This is a genomic window from Pseudanabaena sp. UWO311 (genome assembly GCF_006937785.1).
GTDB lineage: Bacteria > Cyanobacteriota > Cyanobacteriia > Pseudanabaenales > Pseudanabaenaceae > Pseudanabaena.
The window spans coordinates 15,561-32,642 of record NZ_SJEE01000031.1; the positions used below are offsets into that span (position 1 = coordinate 15,561).

General features: G+C 43.6%; 17 protein-coding genes and 1 pseudogene. 11 read left to right on the forward strand and 7 right to left on the reverse strand.

Annotated features, from left to right (window positions below; all coding sequences use genetic code 11):
• Positions 1-87: 87 nt before the first annotated feature.
• A complete protein-coding gene (locus PseudUWO311_RS19020) occupies positions 88-2,877 on the forward strand; it encodes a cation-translocating P-type ATPase (RefSeq protein WP_142656801.1) in 2,790 nt (929 codons plus the stop codon).
• 97 nt (positions 2,878-2,974) lie between these two features.
• Positions 2,975-3,313, forward strand: a complete 339-nt coding sequence (locus PseudUWO311_RS19025) for a P-II family nitrogen regulator (RefSeq protein ID WP_094531885.1) — start codon at positions 2,975-2,977, stop codon at positions 3,311-3,313.
• Between the two features lie 76 nt (positions 3,314-3,389).
• On the opposite strand, the gene PseudUWO311_RS19030 is transcribed toward PseudUWO311_RS19025, so the two are convergent.
• The 4 genes from PseudUWO311_RS19030 to PseudUWO311_RS19045 form a co-directional block, all read right to left on the reverse strand.
• Positions 3,390-3,584: a hypothetical protein gene (locus PseudUWO311_RS19030; RefSeq protein WP_142656802.1), complete on the reverse strand. Its 195-nt coding sequence runs from the start codon at positions 3,582-3,584 to the stop codon at positions 3,390-3,392.
• A 112-nt stretch (positions 3,585-3,696) separates the two neighbouring features.
• Complete coding sequence (locus PseudUWO311_RS19035) at positions 3,697-4,440, reverse strand: molybdopterin-dependent oxidoreductase (protein ID WP_142656803.1); 744 nt, start codon at positions 4,438-4,440, stop codon at positions 3,697-3,699.
• Between the two features lie 67 nt (positions 4,441-4,507).
• Positions 4,508-5,083 (reverse strand): cytochrome b/b6 domain-containing protein, encoded by a 576-nt coding sequence (locus PseudUWO311_RS19040; RefSeq protein ID WP_142656840.1) that lies wholly within the window; start codon positions 5,081-5,083, stop codon positions 4,508-4,510.
• Positions 5,084-5,201: 118 nt separating this feature from the next.
• Positions 5,202-5,588, reverse strand: coding sequence for a pentapeptide MXKDX repeat protein (locus tag PseudUWO311_RS19045; protein ID WP_142656804.1), 387 nt, complete (start codon positions 5,586-5,588; stop codon positions 5,202-5,204).
• 211 nt (positions 5,589-5,799) lie between these two features.
• On the opposite strand from PseudUWO311_RS19045, the gene PseudUWO311_RS19050 reads away from it, so the two are divergent.
• The 5 genes and pseudogenes from PseudUWO311_RS19050 (at position 5,800) to PseudUWO311_RS19070 (ending at position 10,718) form a co-directional block, all read left to right on the forward strand.
• Positions 5,800-6,912 (forward strand): glycerate kinase, encoded by a 1,113-nt coding sequence (locus PseudUWO311_RS19050; protein WP_142656805.1) that lies wholly within the window; start codon positions 5,800-5,802, stop codon positions 6,910-6,912.
• Positions 6,913-7,161: 249 nt separating this feature from the next.
• Positions 7,162-8,691: a photosystem II chlorophyll-binding protein CP47 gene (gene psbB / locus PseudUWO311_RS19055; protein ID WP_142656806.1), complete on the forward strand. Its 1,530-nt coding sequence runs from the start codon at positions 7,162-7,164 to the stop codon at positions 8,689-8,691.
• Positions 8,692-8,697: 6 nt separating this feature from the next.
• Positions 8,698-8,805 (forward strand): photosystem II reaction center protein T, encoded by a 108-nt coding sequence (locus PseudUWO311_RS19060; protein WP_142656807.1) that lies wholly within the window; start codon positions 8,698-8,700, stop codon positions 8,803-8,805.
• A gap of 140 nt (positions 8,806-8,945) precedes the next feature.
• Positions 8,946-9,812, forward strand: a pseudogene (locus PseudUWO311_RS19065) (AAA family ATPase); the annotation flags it as partial.
• A 111-nt stretch (positions 9,813-9,923) separates the two neighbouring features.
• The gene (locus PseudUWO311_RS19070) at positions 9,924-10,718 is read left to right on the forward strand and encodes a TlyA family RNA methyltransferase (protein ID WP_142656809.1); all 795 of its coding nucleotides are present in this window, start codon (positions 9,924-9,926) and stop codon (positions 10,716-10,718) included.
• Positions 10,719-10,843: 125 nt separating this feature from the next.
• Here the strand turns inward: PseudUWO311_RS19070 and PseudUWO311_RS19075 are convergent, their stop codons facing one another.
• The 3 genes from PseudUWO311_RS19075 to PseudUWO311_RS19085 form a co-directional block, all read right to left on the reverse strand.
• Positions 10,844-12,076, reverse strand: a complete 1,233-nt coding sequence (locus PseudUWO311_RS19075; RefSeq protein WP_142656810.1) for an RNA polymerase sigma factor — start codon at positions 12,074-12,076, stop codon at positions 10,844-10,846.
• Between the two features lie 6 nt (positions 12,077-12,082).
• Positions 12,083-12,700, reverse strand: coding sequence for a glutathione S-transferase family protein (locus tag PseudUWO311_RS19080; protein WP_142656811.1), 618 nt, complete (start codon positions 12,698-12,700; stop codon positions 12,083-12,085).
• Between the two features lie 116 nt (positions 12,701-12,816).
• Entirely contained in the window at positions 12,817-13,149 is a 333-nt protein-coding gene (locus PseudUWO311_RS19085; RefSeq protein ID WP_142656812.1) for a YciI family protein, read from the reverse strand.
• Positions 13,150-13,207: 58 nt separating this feature from the next.
• Between PseudUWO311_RS19085 and PseudUWO311_RS19090 the strand changes: the two genes are divergently transcribed.
• From PseudUWO311_RS19090 to recJ, 4 genes are all read left to right on the forward strand, one after another.
• Positions 13,208-13,375 carry a hypothetical protein gene (locus tag PseudUWO311_RS19090; protein ID WP_190303568.1) on the forward strand — a complete coding sequence of 56 codons (168 nt, stop codon included), beginning with the start codon at positions 13,208-13,210 and terminating at the stop codon, positions 13,373-13,375.
• A gap of 172 nt (positions 13,376-13,547) precedes the next feature.
• Positions 13,548-14,000 carry an NADAR family protein gene (locus tag PseudUWO311_RS19095; protein WP_142656814.1) on the forward strand — a complete coding sequence of 151 codons (453 nt, stop codon included), beginning with the start codon at positions 13,548-13,550 and terminating at the stop codon, positions 13,998-14,000.
• Between the two features lie 245 nt (positions 14,001-14,245).
• Entirely contained in the window at positions 14,246-14,746 is a 501-nt protein-coding gene (locus PseudUWO311_RS19100; protein ID WP_142656815.1) for a GNAT family N-acetyltransferase, read from the forward strand.
• Complete coding sequence (gene recJ / locus PseudUWO311_RS19105; RefSeq protein WP_142656816.1) at positions 14,737-17,043, forward strand: single-stranded-DNA-specific exonuclease RecJ; 2,307 nt, start codon at positions 14,737-14,739, stop codon at positions 17,041-17,043. The genes PseudUWO311_RS19100 and recJ overlap by 10 nt, the downstream gene beginning before the upstream one ends.
• Positions 17,044-17,082 lie beyond the last annotated feature (39 nt).

Here is a 17,082-nt window from a genome sequence, read left to right on the forward strand (position 1 = left end):
AATTGGGCTTGCTGGCTTCAAGATTCTTTAAGGCAGCAATTACTATTTTTTAGTACCATAGTCATAACCGTTTACCTAAAAATATCGATGGCACTTGAGACAAAAGATCTTACTCCTGCCCCTCCCATACCTCGCTGGCATACCTTCAGCGCTGATGAATCTCTAGAATTACTTCAAAGTGATCCTCATCAAGGTATCACTAGCCAAGAAGTTGCATCTAGATTGGAGCGCTATGGAACTAATGAATTAATTGAAAAAGCTGGGCGATCGTCGCTGCAAATCTTTATTGATCAGTTCACAAACATTATGCTGATCATGCTGATGGCAGTTGCTGTGGTCTCGGCTGTCCTCGATATCAGGGATAACGAATTTCCGAAGGATGCGATCGCCATTAGCTCAATTGTTTTGCTCAATGGCATCCTTGGCTATATGCAAGAGACCAATGCCGAAAAGGCTCTCGCGGCACTCAAGCGCATGTCTTCCCCAAAAGTGAGGGTAATTCGCAATGGTGAAGTAATCGAGATCAGTGGCAAAGAACTTGTCCCTGGCGACATCATGCTCTTAGACGCAGGGGTACAAATCGCTGCTGACGGCAGATTACTTGATGAACAAAATTTGCAAGTGCGAGAATCGGCTCTGACAGGGGAAGCCGAAGCCGTTAACAAAGAAGCGAAATTAATTTTAGAAGAAGATGCGAGTTTAGGCGATCGCCTAAATTGTGTTTATCAAGGTACTGAGGTCGTCCAAGGACGCGCCAAGGTACTCGTTACTAAGACGGGGATGCGGACTGAGCTAGGGAAAATCGCGGCTCTAATTCAAGACGTAGAGACAGAAGATACCCCTCTACAACAACGGATGACGCAACTAGGTAATGTTCTAGTAAGCGGTTCTCTCGCATTAGTGGGCTTAGTTGTCCTAGTGGGAATGCTCAATAAAGGCAACTTTGGCGAACTTCTCAAGACCTCGCTGAGTATGGCGGTTGCTGTTGTCCCTGAAGGGCTTCCTGCGGTAGTTACAGTCACTCTCGCGTTGGGAACTCAACGCATGGTCAGAAGAAATGCCCTAATTCGTCGGCTGCCCGCCGTTGAGACCCTTGGTTCTGTCACTACGATTTGCTCTGACAAAACAGGTACGCTCACTCAGAACAAAATGGTGGTGCAGGGGATTCGCACAGGACTACATTCTTTGCAAGTTTCAGGCGATGGTTATGCACCGTTTGGGGAATTTAATATATTAGGAAATTCACCTGAAGATTCTAATTTTGCGGTGAACAACATCCCTGAAGTTCAGCAATTGTTGATGGCTTGTGTATTTTGCAATGATGCAATCTTGCAGCAAAAAAACGGTGAATGGATTATCATCGGCGATCCCACTGAAGGTGCTTTGCTAGTTTTGGCAAGCAAGGGTGGATGTGAAGCAGCGGAATGGCAACATCGGATGCCTCGTGTGTCTGAGGTTCCTTTCTCATCTGAACGGAAACGCATGAGCGTACTGGTGCAAGGCGAACATGGTGGTAATGTGCTTTTTTGCAAAGGTTCACCTGAGCTAACTTTAGAATGCTGTACTCATATTCAAATTGGCGATCAGATCCATGAAATTGCTGATTTCCAACGTCAACATGTTCTTGCGCAAAATAACGAACTCGCCAGTCGTGGGTTGCGCGTATTAGGTTTTGCCTATCGCACATTTTCGTATTTACCCGAAGAAGGTATTACCGCAAAAGATGAGAGCAATCTAATTTGGGTTGGCTTGGTGGGAATGCTTGATGCTCCTCGCCCTGAAGTCCGCGAAGCGGTGAAACGTTGTCGTGAAGCTGGTATCCGTCCCGTAATGATTACTGGCGATCATCAACTCACAGCCAAGGCGATCGCCGAAGACTTAGGAATTGCTGAATCAGGCGATCGGGTGCTCACAGGTAAAGAGTTAGAGCTAATGAGTCCTGAAGATTTAGATCAAGAAGTAAGCCAAGTTAGTGTCTATGCTCGCGTCTCCCCTGAACACAAGTTGCGAATTGTTCAAGCCTTACAAAGACAGCATCAATTTGTAGCTATGACAGGCGATGGTGTGAATGATGCCCCTGCACTTAAGCAAGCCGATATTGGTATTGCTATGGGGATCACGGGTACTGATGTATCCAAAGAAGCTAGCGACATGATCTTGCTGGATGATAACTTCGCCACGATTGTCGCTGCTACTGAAGAAGGTCGCGTAGTTTATACCAATATTCGCCGCTTTATCAAATACATTCTTGGTAGCAACATCGGTGAAGTCATCACGATTGCGGCGGCTCCGATGCTGGGCTTAACTGTGCCTTTGATTCCTCTGCAAATTTTATGGATGAATCTTGTCACCGATGGCTTGCCAGCTCTTGCACTTGCCGTAGAGCCTGCTGAACCCAATGTTATGCAAAGACCTCCTGTTGATCCCCGTGAAAATATTTTTGCAAGAGGGATGGGAGCATACATGGTCAGAATTGGGATTGTCTTAGCAATTATCACGATCGCTCTTATGGCTTGGGCCCATGGTTACACTACCACCCACTTTGATGAAATCTATGACAAAGAACGTTGGGCAACTATGGTATTTACGACCCTCTGTTTAGCGCAAATGGGTCACGCGATCGCAATTCGCTCTAACACCCAACTGACGATCGAACTTGATCCGCGCACTAATCTTTATGTCTGGGGATCAGTGATTATGACTACGGTTTTACAACTTGTGCTGATCTATGTAGAGCCATTCCGTCGCTTTTTTGGCACACATTTACTCAGACCAGAAGAACTAGCAGTTTGCTTTGGGTTTAGCGCATTGATGTTTGTTTGGATAGAATTAGAGAAATTAGTAATTCGTTGGTGGCTGTGGCAGCGTCAATCCTAACGCCAATCTGAAGGACAATTCCAAAAAGTATGCTAGGCTACAAATTTGAGTAGCGATTCAAGTGTATTAAAGTTCAAGAATCAGTGGAGGAGTTAATTTGAAAAAGGTTGAAGCAATCATTCGTCCATTTAAGCTTGACGAAGTCAAAATTGCTCTGGTAAATGCTGGCGTAGTCGGTATGACGGTATCAGAAGTACGTGGTTTTGGTCGTCAAAAAGGACAAACAGAGCGCTACCGTGGCTCTGAGTACACAGTTGAGTTTTTACAAAAGCTCAAGATCGAGATTGTCATCGAAGATGATCAAGTTGATATGGTGGTAGATAAAGTTATTACCGCTGCCCGTACTGGTGAAATTGGCGATGGTAAGATTTTCGTTTCTCCTGTAGAGCGAATTATCCGAATTCGTACTGGTGAAAAAGATTTAGAAGCTGTCTAAGTTTTCTCAGCACCATGAAAAACATTAAAAGAGCAGGTACTTAGTGCCTGCTCTTTTAATGTTTTTTAGGTTGCTATTAGGTTGCTATCAAGAAGACTTCTAATATTTGAGCAATAATTGCGCCTAGAAGAGCGACTGTTACATATTTACCAATCATAGGATCTTTTCCAAGTGAGTCATCTTTTTTGCAAGCTGTGAGAAATAGTGACCAAGCTTGGGTGGCATTAATGGTTTGAAATCGATTAAAACTAGATGTGAATATTAAACGCATAGACTTTACCTAATCTGAATTTTAAAATTAGGATGAAAATTTCAACGTACTCCACATCCCTACATGTGAACATAACACGATAATCGTTACAAAAATTAATTAAACAAGTTTTTTATAGCCCCGCATACCATTCATAACCGAGATCTTCCCAATAGCCGCGCTTCTTGCCAAGCACACTCGTAAGCTGAATTCTAGTTACCCATTTACTGAGCTTATAGCCAAGTTTGACAGGTGAAGCTAGACGCAGAGGCGCACCATATTCTGATGTAAGAGCTTGCCCATTCCTTTGATATGCCATTAAGGTTTGAGGATGCATCACCGTGTCAATATCCCAGCTTTCGTAATAGCCATCCGCAGAATAGAAATATACATACTTAACTTGAGATGATGGCTGCACGATCGCAATTAAATCTCGCAGTCTCAAGCCTCCCCATTGCACGATCGCCGCCCAGCCCTCAACACATACATGACGGATGACCATGCTTGTAAATGGAAATTTTTGGAGATCTTCTATACTCAGACTTAAAGGATTATTTACTTCACCGTCAATAGTGAGTCGATAAGCGAGAGGATTAATCGCTGGCGTACCACGGAAACTATTAATAATTAATTTCTCTGGCTCGATCGCACTAATTGAAAATTCTGGTACAGGCTGCTGTGGCTTAAAAATTAATGACTCAACCTGCTGGTTTAATGGCTCCGATAGACCACCCACCAAACCTTCTGCCAAGCTGCCAAAGCCAATCGTTAGTAGACCTGTACCTGCCAAAGTTAAAAAGCGGCGGCGCGGGACTAAATCAGTATCATCAAACTCAATTTCTGAGTTTTGTTGTTTTTGTTCAGATTCTTGTGACATAACTTAAATATAGCAAAGGCAGCGCTAAGCGCTGCCTTTGCTATTAAGCCCCAAAGAGCCAAACAACTTACTCCCAAAACATTGAATCAAGTAGGCGATCGCCTCCCACTTTTCGACCTAACTGTGAATGAATACCACCTAAAATCAGCGTAATTGGCACAGCCATAAAATGCGTTATTCGCAGAGCTTCCCAACCCCCAAAGCTATCAACAATCCAATAAAACTGAGCGGGCTTGTACATTCCTAGCCCCGAAAAAATTGATAACAACAAAATCGGAATCAGCAAGGTGTAAACCAACCGATGCCAAGCATAGTTTTTGCGCTTCTCATTTTGGCTAACCACCAAGGCTTTCATATCTTTTCCACTAACAAACCGATGTCGCCACCTTTGTGTTAGCAACACATAAACACCATACCAAGCTAAGTTCAGTATAAAAAACCACATCGAGGCAAAGTGCCAATGTCTGCCCCCCGCGAGCCATCCCCCTAGCCCTAAAATTGGCGGTATATGAATACCCCCTCGTCCTCCAAAGACAGGATTGGCATTATAAATCTGTAAACCACTGGTAATCATCAAGAATAGACTAACCAAGCTTACCCAATGAAAAGTTTTAGCGGCTAAAGTTTGAGTGGGCGATCGCATAGCTATATCTACAATACCGTCTATATTTGCCTCGATTCTAGCCGAATCAATCTCCGCATCAAACAAAAAAGAGGTGATGCTTTGCATCACCTCTTTTTTGTTTGATTAATTCAAAATACTACTGAGGCTTTTTGGTTGCATCTGCAGGAGTTGCAGCAGGAGTTGCTGTTGCATCAGCAGGCTTGCTTGCATCAGCAGGCTTAGCATCTTTAGCAGCATCAGGCTTAGCCATTGCATCGCCAGGCTTAGCATCGGTAGCAGCCTTGTCTTTAGCATCAGCAGGCTTATCAGACTTCATTGCATCGCCAGGCTTAGCATCTTTAGCGGCATCAGGCTTAGCCATTGAGTCAGTCTTAGGAGCATCAGCCTTATCTTTAGCAGGAGTAGCGGCTGGAGCTGATGTAGCGGCTGGAGTAGATTTAGGAGCTGGGGTTTCGGTAGCGCAAGAAACTAGTCCAGCAGACAAACCAAGACTGGCAACGATTAAGAGAGCTTTCAAGTTCATAGTTGTAATTATTTTCTGTTTAGTAAGGGATCTACGTTATTTGAATGCAAGTAACTATATGTAGTTTTTTTGTGGAGGAGCCTGCGTATAATTACTCACGAATTTATTCTAGGTTAAATAATTGTTAATTGCTAGCTTAATTTTTGTAAATTTGTAATCTGTATAGCTGACTAATAGGCTAAATCATGCAGAAGTCTCTTTATGTAAGGAAATGATTAAAAATATACCTATAAGAATTTTTGAACAAATAGTTCGTGGCGACTGCCTAACCAGCTTAGATTATGAACTATTGGTAAATGAATTAAGGGATTGTAGTTTTTGTCAATTGTCTTTAGGCATAGATTCCTCTGACATAAAAGCTTTTACAAAAATAGTTGATCAGCGATCGCAGCTTCTTAGATCGGTTTACCCAAAAATTTCTCAGGTTTTAGTCTCTCACAATATTCAAGTTGATCCAGCATGGGCAATATTGCCCATGCTCTGGCATTATTGGCTTCCCCTCGCTCAAAGCCTAGCCAATCAGCAAGAAAAAATTGGAAGAACCTTTATCCAAGGCTTGTTAGGTGGTCAAGGCACTGGCAAAACTACATTAGGTATTGTTCTCAAAGTTTTGCTGCTACATCTTGGTAAAACTTTTCTCAGTATCTCTCTTGATGATCTCTATAAAACCTATGCCGATCGCCAAAAATTACGCGATCGCCGTCCTGATTTTATTTGGCGAGGACCACCGAGTACTCACGATGTAGATCTGGGTATTCAGGTTTTGCAGCAATTGCGCGATCACCCTTTAGGTAGCTCACAGCCAATAGAGATTCCTCGTTTTGATAAATCTCTGCATCACGGTGCAGGCGATCGTACAGAGCCTGAAATTTCTTATGAAGCAGATATTGTTTTGTTTGAAGGCTGGTTTGTGGGGATGCGCCCGCTACCGATTTCTACATTTCGTAATTTTGTACCACCAATTTTGTCAGATAGCGATCGCGAATTTGCCCTCGAATGTAATGCCAATCTCTATAACTACCTGCCACTCTGGGAATACCTAGATCACCTCATAGTGCTTGTGCCTAAAGATTATAACTACAGTCTGCAATGGCGAATTGAGGCAGAACATAAACTCATGGCAACGGGTAAAGCTGGCATGAACGACCAAGAAATTACTCAATTTGTCGAATATTTTTGGAAAGCGCTACACCCTGAATTATTCATGCCCCGCATAACTGATTTGAACAACAGCGCTGCATACGCTGACTTAGTTGTCCAAATATCGCGATCGCACCTACCAATAAAAATTTCCCACAAAAACATATGCTCGATAAGGATGTAGGCTCAAAAACTAAGGTTAATGCCAAGCGCTGTCCTTAGTTTTTGGGTTTTATCGCAATCAATCGGAAGGAATAGTTTATTATGATGTTACAAATAAAATAACCCGACTGATTTAACGATCCTAAAGATGGAATTTGCTTACATTACTTTAAGTATTTGAGTTGATACCTTAAGTCAGGATCAATTATCATAAATTAAAATTAAGAATCGTTAAGATCTTACTCACTACATAGATTAAGGAACATTTGCAATGGGATTACCCTGGTATCGAGTGCATACAGTTCTCCTGAACGATCCAGGAAGACTGATTGCCACGCACCTGATGCACACTGCTCTCGTAGCAGGGTGGGCAGGCTCGATGGCGCTTTATGAGCTAGCAATTTTTGACCCCAGTGACCCCGTCCTCAACCCCATGTGGCGGCAAGGTATGTTTGTAATGCCTTTCATGACTCGTCTTGGCATTACCAATTCTTGGAGCGGCTGGACAATCACTGGTGAACAAGTTGCCGACCCTGGCTTTTGGTCTTTTGAAGGTGTCGCTCTAGCACACATCGTACTTTCTGGTTTACTCTTCCTTGCTGCTATCTGGCATTGGGTAAACTGGGATCTCGAACTATTTAGAGATCCTCGTACAGGTGAGCCAGCTTTGGACTTGCCTAAAATGTTTGGTATTCACCTATTTTTATCTGGTTTACTCTGCTTTGGCTTCGGCGCATTCCACCAAACTGGTTTATTTGGACCTGGTATGTGGATCTCTGATGCCTATGGCTTGACTGGACATGTTGGACCTGTTGCCCCTGAATGGGGACCTAACGGATTTAACCCCTTCAATGCTGGTGGTATTGTGGCTCACCACATTGCTGCGGGTATCGTTGGTATCGTTGCTGGTCTATTCCACCTGACTGTGCGTCCACCAGAGCGTCTATACAAAGCGCTGCGTATGGGTAACATCGAGACAGTACTATCCAGCAGTATTGCCGCTGTATTTTTCGCTGCTTTCGTTGTCGCTGGAACCATGTGGTACGGCTCGGCAGCAACTCCTATCGAATTATTTGGACCTACCCGATATCAGTGGGATAGCAACTCTTTCCAACAAGAAATTTCTCGTCGTGTCCAAACTGGCTTGAATGCTGGTCTGAGTGCTGAAGAAGCTTGGTCAAAGATTCCTGACAAACTCGCGTTCTATGACTATGTTGGTAACAGTCCTGCGAAAGGTGGTTTGTTCCGCGTTGGTCCTATGAATAATGGTGATGGTATTGCTCAAGGTTGGCAAGGGCATCCAATTTTCAAAGATGGTGAAGGTCGTGAACTTTTTGTTCGTCGTTTGCCTAACTTCTTTGAAACTTTCCCTGTAGTTCTCCAAGACCAAGATGGTGTTGTCAGAGCTGACATTCCTTTCCGTCGTGCTGAGTCTAAGTATAGTGTTGAGCAAACTGGTGTGAATGTAGCCTTTGTTGGCGGCGCATTAAATGGCAAAACCTTTACTGATGCTCCCTCGGTTAAGAAGTATGCTCGTCAAGCTCAGCTTGGCGAAATCTTTGAATTCGATCAAGAAAAGAACAATTCAGATGGTGTGTTCCGTACTAGCCCTCGTGGTTGGTTTACCTTCGGACATGCAGTATTTGCTCTGTTCTTCTTCTTCGGTCATATTTGGCATGGTGCTCGTACCTTGTTCCGCGATGTGTTTGCTGGGGTTGACCCAGAAATGAGCGAAGAGCAAGTTGAATGGGGTGCATTCCAAAAAGTTGGCGATAAATCTACTCGCGCTGTTGAGGCATAAAATTACATGGAAGCTCTCACTTACACTTTAATTTTCGCTTGTTTGATTGGTTTGTTCTTCTTTGCAATCTTCTTCCGTGAACCTCCCAAGGTCATCACCAAAGACAAGAAGTAAATAAAAAAGCCCGCCTAGGCGGGCTTTTTTATTTACAAACCCAAAAATAAGAAGGGGTAATTCATGAATTACCCCTTCTTATTTTTGGGTTTGCAAAGCCTTGTAGTGTAAATTGCTGTTAGTCGTCAAAATTAATCTGTATGTCTTATTACATTTCACCACGCTTTTTGGATAAATTAGCTGTCCATCTTGCTAAGAACTTCATGAAGCTGCCTAATGTAAATGTCCCGCTGATTTTAGGTATTCATGGTGGCAAAGGTGAGGGGAAATCATTTCAATGTGAATTAGCTTTTGAGAGGCTTGGCATTGAGCCAATTAGAATGTCGGGTGGTGAGCTGGAAAGTCCTGATGCTGGTGATCCTGCAAGGTTGATTAGAATGCGTTATCGCGAAGCATCGGAGTTAGTCAAGGTGCGGGGCAAGATGTGCGCTCTCTTGATTAACGATCTAGATGCGGGGGCGGGACGGGTTGATAGCACGACCCAATATACTGTCAATACACAGTTGGTGAATGCGACTTTGATGAATATTGCTGACAACCCAACTAATGTGCAGTTACCAGGGAGTTATGACAGCAATCCGATTCGGCGCGTACCGATTATTGTGACAGGGAATGATTTTTCGACTTTGTATGCGCCGTTGGTGCGTGATGGTCGGATGGAGAAGTTTTTCTGGATGCCCGATCGCAGCGATCGCGTTGGGATTGTCAGTGGTATTTTTGCGCCTGATAATATTCCGCAATGGGAAATTGAACGCCTTGTGGATATGTATCCCGATCGCTCAATTGATTTCTTTGGTTCACTGCGATCGAGCTTGTATGACGAGCAAGTGCGAAAGTTTGTTTATGAAATTGGTTTAGATCGGTTATCGTTGCGTTTAGTTAATAGTACTGAAGCTTTACCCGAATTTCGTCCGCCAAGTTTTGACTTGAGAACTCTAAAAGAAGCAGGCGATCGCTTGTTAGCAGAAGGCGATCGGGTAAGTCAGCGTAAGCTGATCCAAGAATACATGCCTGTGGGAAATATTCATTAGAACCTGTAGAGTTGCGCCCCGCAGAGGCACAACTCTACAGGTTTAGGTAGTTTGTTTTGCACAAGTATTATTGATGGTTACGAGAGTTTGAAAAAACGTTTAGATGTTTTATTGGTTGATTTAGGGCTTGCACCTTCTAGAGAGCAGGCTCAAAAGTTTATTCGGGCTGGGTGGGTGCAGGTCAATCAGCAAGTGATTGACAAGGTTGGTACTGAGGTCAAAGACGATGCAGCAATTTTGGTGAAGCAACAATCGCCTTTTGTGTCTCGTGGTGGTGAAAAGCTGGCTGGAGCGATCGCAACATTTGGTATAAATGTTCGTGATCGCATTTGCTTTGATGGCGGCATCTCGACAGGCGGCTTTACGGACTGTATGCTCAAACAGGGCGCGGCGAAGGTATACGGCGTTGATGTGGGTTATGGTCAGGTGGATTGGAAAATTCGCAGCGATGAGCGGGTAGTTTTGCGAGAGCGTACTAATTTAAGGCATCTCAAGCCTGAAGATTTATATGCTGATGGCGATATCATTCCCGATTTTGCAGTCTTGGATTTGTCGTTTATTTCACTGACGAAGATTTTGCCTGCGTTGTGGGATTTGTTGCGATCGCCACGGGAGACATTATTACTAGTCAAGCCGCAGTTTGAAGCAGGTAAAGGGCTAGTTGGTAAAAATGGGATTGTACGCGAACCAAAAATTAGAGCCGATGCGATCGCGCAGGTTTTACAATCTGCTCAAAGTCTTGGTTGGCACTTTCAGGGTTTAACGCCTTCGAGCATTCAGGGTCGTACTGGTAATCATGAGTATTTACTATGGCTAAGCGATCAACCATCAGAAATAGTTACGCTTAGTTTTGAGGAGATTCTAGAAATTGCAAAAGGCTAATCAAACTGAATTTTGTAACCCCAAGCTCGATATGGCGTAGCTATTTTGTGTTTTTATAGCTGTCGCCATTCTTGTTAGGACATAAAACCCAAATAGTGAGAGGCGGCGCGAAGCGCCGCCTCTCACTATTTGGGTTTTGATTTGTTCAGAAGAAACTCGCGGATGGTTGAGTCTTCCGTAAGACCGATCGCTCTGATATAAGCTTGTTGTGATTCTGCTTCTAAACCTGACTGCTTGAGTAAGTGAGCCTTTAAAGCCCAATAGGGTTGATAGCTTTTTATAGATTCCATAGGAATTGCATCAAGTCTAGTTAAACCATATTCTAGACCTTGCGCTTCAGCGATCGCGGCGGCATGGCTGACTAAAGCTCCTAATGTCGGCGAAAGCTGAATCAATCCTTCGTATAGTAAAGCTAAGGCTTGCCAATTTACTGGTTGTGCGATCGCACGTTGGGCATGAAGTGATTGAATCGCCGCTTCCAGTTGAAATCTTCCTAATTGGTTAAAGGTTGCGGCTTGTGTAAGTTCTCTTTCTGCTTCAGCGATCGCTGTTTGTGACCATAGATTTGTGTCTTGTTGCAGCAGTGGTACATATGCACCATTGGCATTGCGCCTTGCATCGCGACGAGATTCACAATAGAGCATGAGCGCAAGCAATCCTCTCGCTTCTGGCTCTTGAGGCATTAACTGCACACAAAGACGTGCTAGCCAGATTGCCTCTTCAGCCAATCCTCGATGACGTGGATCTCTGCCATCTACAGTTTCCCAAGCATTGGTATAGGCGGCATAAATTGCTTCTAATACGGCTGCTAGTCTCGTTGACAAATCCTTCTCTTCTGGCAATTCAAAAGCAATACCTGCATCGCGAATTTTTGTTTTTGCTCTCACCAGTCGCTGACTCATAGTCGCAGGAGCAACTAGAAACGCTGAGGCAATCTGCGCGGCATTCAATCCAAGAACAGTTTGCAACATTAAGGCGGTGTGAATTGCGGAATCGATCGCAGGGTGAGCACAAATAAACAGCAATTTCAATCGATCGTCAGGAAAGGTGACAAACTCTAAAGATGGCTCGGTTGAAAATCCTAGTCCGTTATGTTTGAAGGTATTGAGAATGAGAACCTTGTCGCGAACTTGCGATCGCCGTCCTGCATCAATCAATCGATTTCGCGCTGTTACTAGTAGCCATGCTTCAGGATTTTTAGGAACGCCACTTTCTTCCCAAGTTTTCAGTGCTGAGAGGAAAGCATCGCCGAGGGCATCTTCGGCGGCGGCAACATCTCTTGTCTTGGCGGCTAAATAGGCGACTAGTCTACCATAGGAGTTGCGGGCGGCTAATTCGGCGGCTCGACGTGCTTCCATTTGTGATTAACCTCGCGGTGCGGTTTGTTGCCAAGCAGGTAACTGCTCGATTCTTGCATACCATGCTTGAATATGCGGATAGTCTGCTAATGGAAATTGAGCAGTTACGGCATAGGTCAAGTCACTTGCCACGGAGAAATCAGCTAAGGTCAAGGTGTCATTGACTAGGTATTCTCGATCTGCGAGATGTTTATTCAAGGCGATCGCTTCTTTATGAAAGCGATCGGTTGCTTGCTGTATTACTTGCTGGTCTGGCTCACCTAGTTGTAACAGAGCCTTCACAAAGTTCTCGAACTGTAAGGGCTGACAGGCTGGAGACCAATGGGCAAGTTGCCAACTCTGCCAGCGCATAATATCTGCTCGAATCTGAGGATTTTCTGGCCAGAGAGAATTAGGGACTTGACTAGCCAAGTACTGCATGATTGCAGTTGATTCCCAAAGGATAAAGTCGCCATCTCGGAGAACGGGTGTGCGTCCTGTGTGATTTAGCTGGATGAATTCGGGGTTGTGTTGTTCTCGTTTCTCTAAGTCCACTAGCTTTAGGTCAATGGGAATCTGAAGATGAATAGCTACGGCATGTACTTTGCAGGTGTTGGGAGAGGGCGGGAAGTAATAGAGTTTCATAGTATTTTTCTCCTATAGCGATTTTAATTTTGCCGTAGGCAAAATTAAAATTCAAAAACTTTACTGGGACTGAGTTTCGATTTTGAAGTGAGTACAGGCTCACTCAAACATCTCTGCTACGTGGGTAACAGTGGACGGACTTCGACGGCGCAATTACTGGCGGCTGGGCATCGGGCTGCCCAATCCATTGCGGCATCTAAATCAGGAACATCAATAATAAAAAATCCGCCCAGTTGCTCTTTTGTGTCGGCATAGGGGCCATCTTGGACGTTACGTTGTCCGTTTTGGAGACGAATGGTTGTGGCTGTTTGTCCGGGATGAAGTGCTGCACCGCCTGCGGCAACGCCTGCTTCGGCTAGTGCTTGGGAGTAGGCGTTATAGGCTGGCATGTGTTTTGCGCGATCGCGGGAATCTTGCTCAGTTTCATAGACCAGAATTGCGTATTTCATGGGTGTTTACTGGTTTTGGGTTTGATTAAAGCACAGATTTTTTATGCTTTATATCTCTATGACGAACGAGACTTTGCGATTTCGACAAGAGTTAAAAATTCAGTCGCGATCATTGGGCGATGCTTCGCATCGCCCAATGATCGCGACTGAATTTTGGTTTTACCGAGAGAGAGGTGAGGCGATCTCGTTTGTATTGGGTTGCGGTATGCTTACTCTAGAAGCCTGAGATGACAATTACATTATCAAAGCTGCATATACAGATCTGGCTTCAGTAGCTATGAAACTATGAGTTACAGTGCTTTGCTCTCAAACCCAAACCAATAATTTTTTGGGAATGTTGCTTAAATTGCCGTAAACCCACATAAGGGTTATACGTTATTTTGCGAGTAGAATCTTTTATGACTATCTATTTCTATACGACAAACCAAGCATATTCAGAGTTTTCCAACTTCGCTCCCTATGGTATTGAGTTAGATGGTTATTGGTGGAGAACTACAGAACATTATTTTCAAGCTCAAAAGTTTTTAGACAAAGCCTATCAAGATAAAATCCGCCAAGCTCCAGATCCTAAGACAGCCGCGAATCTGGGAAGAAGTAGGGCGATCGCAATTAGAGAAGATTGGGAAGAAATAAAAGACGATGTGATGCGTAAAGCTGTTCTCAAGAAATTTCAAACACATCCTAAACTTCGAGAGTTGTTGATTTCCACAGGTAGTGAGGAGATTGTGGAAAATGCTCCAGGTGATTACTACTGGGGCTGTGGAGTCGATGGCTCTGGGAAAAATATGTTAGGCAAAATTCTTCAAGAAGTTCGTTTTCAAATCCAAGATGCAAATACTAAACGCGATTAAGATACTAAGATCAAAAAGTTTAGGACTTACGCATCTGCCCTGCAATAAATTGCGGGCTTAAAGCTTAAACCTGTTGAAACAGGTTGGTTTGAGGCTTTCTTTAGTCAGTTTTAACTGACTTGAGCTTTGAGCCAAGAACTTTAGTTCTTGGTTGATTTGCGTAAGCCCTAAAGTTGATTTATTGAAATCAAAAAGTTATGATGGCTGAAGAATAAAGGATTTAGTGTGTTCATATTACGAAGATAATGACAATTGAAATAATTAAGGCAGATCTTAGTAAGCAGGATCATGCACAAGCGTTAATTCAATTGATGAGTGAATATACCCTTGATGCAATGGGAGGTAGTCAAGATTTGTCGAAATTTGCGAAAAACAATCTAGTTGCCGAATTATCTAATCGGAGTTCTGCGCATGTCATTATCGCATTCGTCGATCATATTCCAGCAGGGTTAGCGATCTGTTTTGAAGGGTTTTCTACTTTTGCTTGTAAGCCTCTACTCAATATTCATGATCTGATTGTTTCTTCCCATTACCGAGGTCAAGGTTTGTCGAAATTAATACTCCAGATGGTTGAGGCGATCGCCTTTGATTTAGGATGCTGTAAAATAACGCTAGAAGTCTTAGATGGCAATCATGTGGCTAAAGCTGCATATAAATCTTTTGGTTTTAGTGGTTATGAACTAAACCCAGAAATGGGTCATGCGTTATTTTGGGAGAAGAAGTTATCGATCGCAACATGTCCTTAACTAATTGGCACATTGCAGAAACAGTTGAAATACCGACTTGGTTAAGCGAAAAAGTTGGTAAATTTGCGGCGCAGTTACTTTGTCAGAGAGGAATCATTGCTCCTGAGCAAGTAGAATCATTTTTAGATATTACTGCTTATCAGCCTACTAGTGCCTTTGCTTTTGGCGCAGAAATGGAACAGGCGATCGCCCGAATCCAGAAAGCCTATGAACAGGGAGAAGCCATCGCAATTTGGGGGGATTTTGATGCGGATGGGATTACCGCGACTTCAGTTTTATGGGAAGGATTAGGACAATTCTTTGCTCAAGGCGATCGCTTAGTCTTTTATATACCCGATCGCCTCAAAGAGTCGCATGGGATCTCGATTAGAGGCTTAGATGAGCTGCGATCGCAATGTCAGTCAGCAGGAAAATCACTAAGCTTAATCATTACTTGTGATACGGGTAGCACTTGTTTGGATGCGTTAACCTATGCTCAGGATTTAGGAATTGATGTGATTGTCACCGATCACCATACTTTGCCAGATCAGCGTCCACCAGTAGCCGCAATTATCAATCCGCGTTACTTGCCAAATCAGCATCCATTATTTAATTTGTCAGGAGTAGCAGTTGCTTACAAATTAATGGAAGCATTGTATGAAACCTTACCAGAAATCCCCCAGAAGCCCTTAGAGGACTTGTTGGATTTGGTTGCGATCGGCTTGGTTGCTGACCTAGTCAAACTTACGGGAGATTGTCGATATCTCGCTCAAAAGGGAATAGAGGTATTGCGGCAAAAGCAACGCCTCGGTGTCCGAATGCTCTTGGAGCAATGTAAAAGAGTCGGCGATCGCCCGATAGATATTAGCTTTGGGATTGCTCCGCGTATTAATGCCGTGAGTAGAATTTGGGGCGATGTACGGAAATGCGTAGAATTGTTGACTACTCGCGACGAGAGGGTTTGCAAAGCGCTAATTGAACAGACTGAACTGGCTAACACACAGCGTAAAGCTTTACAAAAAAAGGTTTTTAAACAGGTTCAAGCTAAAATTGAACAACTCGATCTTTCTACGACAGGGCTGATTGTGCTGGCCGATCCGCAATGGTCGGTGGGTGTTTTGGGCTTAGTGGCAGGACAAGTGGTTGCTGAGTATGGTCGTCCGACGATTCTCTGTACCGTTGAAGATGGAATTGCTAAAGGCAGTGCGCGATCGCTAGAGGGTATAAATCTTTACGATCTCCTCAAAGGACAAGAACATCTATTGCTCAGCTTCGGCGGACATCCGCTTGCAGGTGGTTTGAGCTTTGCACTTGAGAATTTGCAGTTACTTACTGAGTCTATCGATCAGAAATTTTGGAGTCAATATGGTCAATTGCAAAGTAAGGCGATCAACATTGATTTAGAAGTAAATATTGCCGATCTTAGCAAAGAATTATTTAATGAATTTAAACAACTAGAACCTTTTGGTATGGGTAATCCCTACCCCAAGTTGTTAGTTCGTGATTGTCAATTTTCAGAGATATCCAATGCGAATATTCGCACTCAAAAAGGACAGAAAGTTGAATATATTAAGACGGAATTTACTCTAAGCGATCGCAATGGCAATCAAATTTATGGCGATTGGTGGGGGCATTATAGTTATGAGTTGCCTGATACAAGTTGTGATGTGGTGATTGAACTAGTTGATAATGCTTTTCGCCGACGTTATGATGTGCGATTGCTTGATTTTCACGCTCAGAGTGCGCCTCTGAGCGCTGAGTTGCCATCCCTCGCAACATCAATCAAAAATTCTGATCTAAATCTCAAGATTATTGATTGGCGCGGGCGTGATCTGGTTGAGCTTAATGACCATTCGTCAGCAACTATCTGCGATCGCTGTCCCCAAAGTTGGCAAGATGTCAACACCATTATTGAACGCGCCCATCAAGCTAATCAGGCTCTCGCTTTGGTATATCCTCGACCTGAACAGATAAATGGAGCGATCGCTTGGCAAACCTTAGTGGGAGTTGCCAAATATCTGAGTCGGACAGGTAAGGAAATTAGGCGATCGCAACTAATCGCAAAATTAGGAATTGATGATCAAGATGTGTTGCAGATTGGATTTGAGGAGCTTCAACAATATGGTTATGCTGTGAATGCGATCGCTGTTCCATCAGATGATAGAGATTTGATTATTCGTATAAACTCTATTGCATCTATATATGATGGATTTACAACAGCCAATCCATTTATCCAAGCCGCGAATGAGTTAGCATTTCAGCAACAATTTTTTGATCGTCAGTTGTTGAAGAACGCCCTGCACTCAAGTGCGGGCTAAAAGCAAAAGTCCTCTGAAGAGGACTAAAAAATGTACTAA

Coding starts and splice junctions, on each gene's coding strand:
- PseudUWO311_RS19020 (WP_142656801.1), top strand. CDS start 88: ATGGCACTTGAGACAAAAGATCTTACTCCTGCCCCTCCCATACCTCGC.
- PseudUWO311_RS19030 (WP_142656802.1), bottom strand. CDS start 3,584: ATGCGTTTAATATTCACATCTAGTTTTAATCGATTTCAAACCATTAAT.
- PseudUWO311_RS19035 (WP_142656803.1), bottom strand. CDS start 4,440: ATGTCACAAGAATCTGAACAAAAACAACAAAACTCAGAAATTGAGTTT.
- PseudUWO311_RS19040 (WP_142656840.1), bottom strand. CDS start 5,083: ATGCGATCGCCCACTCAAACTTTAGCCGCTAAAACTTTTCATTGGGTA.
- PseudUWO311_RS19045 (WP_142656804.1), bottom strand. CDS start 5,588: ATGAACTTGAAAGCTCTCTTAATCGTTGCCAGTCTTGGTTTGTCTGCT.
- PseudUWO311_RS19050 (WP_142656805.1), top strand. CDS start 5,800: ATGATTAAAAATATACCTATAAGAATTTTTGAACAAATAGTTCGTGGC.
- psbB (WP_142656806.1), top strand. CDS start 7,162: ATGGGATTACCCTGGTATCGAGTGCATACAGTTCTCCTGAACGATCCA.
- PseudUWO311_RS19060 (WP_142656807.1), top strand. CDS start 8,698: ATGGAAGCTCTCACTTACACTTTAATTTTCGCTTGTTTGATTGGTTTG.
- PseudUWO311_RS19075 (WP_142656810.1), bottom strand. CDS start 12,076: ATGGAAGCACGTCGAGCCGCCGAATTAGCCGCCCGCAACTCCTATGGT.
- PseudUWO311_RS19080 (WP_142656811.1), bottom strand. CDS start 12,700: ATGAAACTCTATTACTTCCCGCCCTCTCCCAACACCTGCAAAGTACAT.
- PseudUWO311_RS19085 (WP_142656812.1), bottom strand. CDS start 13,149: ATGAAATACGCAATTCTGGTCTATGAAACTGAGCAAGATTCCCGCGAT.
- PseudUWO311_RS19090 (WP_190303568.1), top strand. CDS start 13,208: ATGACGAACGAGACTTTGCGATTTCGACAAGAGTTAAAAATTCAGTCG.
- PseudUWO311_RS19095 (WP_142656814.1), top strand. CDS start 13,548: ATGACTATCTATTTCTATACGACAAACCAAGCATATTCAGAGTTTTCC.
- PseudUWO311_RS19100 (WP_142656815.1), top strand. CDS start 14,246: ATGACAATTGAAATAATTAAGGCAGATCTTAGTAAGCAGGATCATGCA.
- recJ (WP_142656816.1), top strand. CDS start 14,737: ATGTCCTTAACTAATTGGCACATTGCAGAAACAGTTGAAATACCGACT.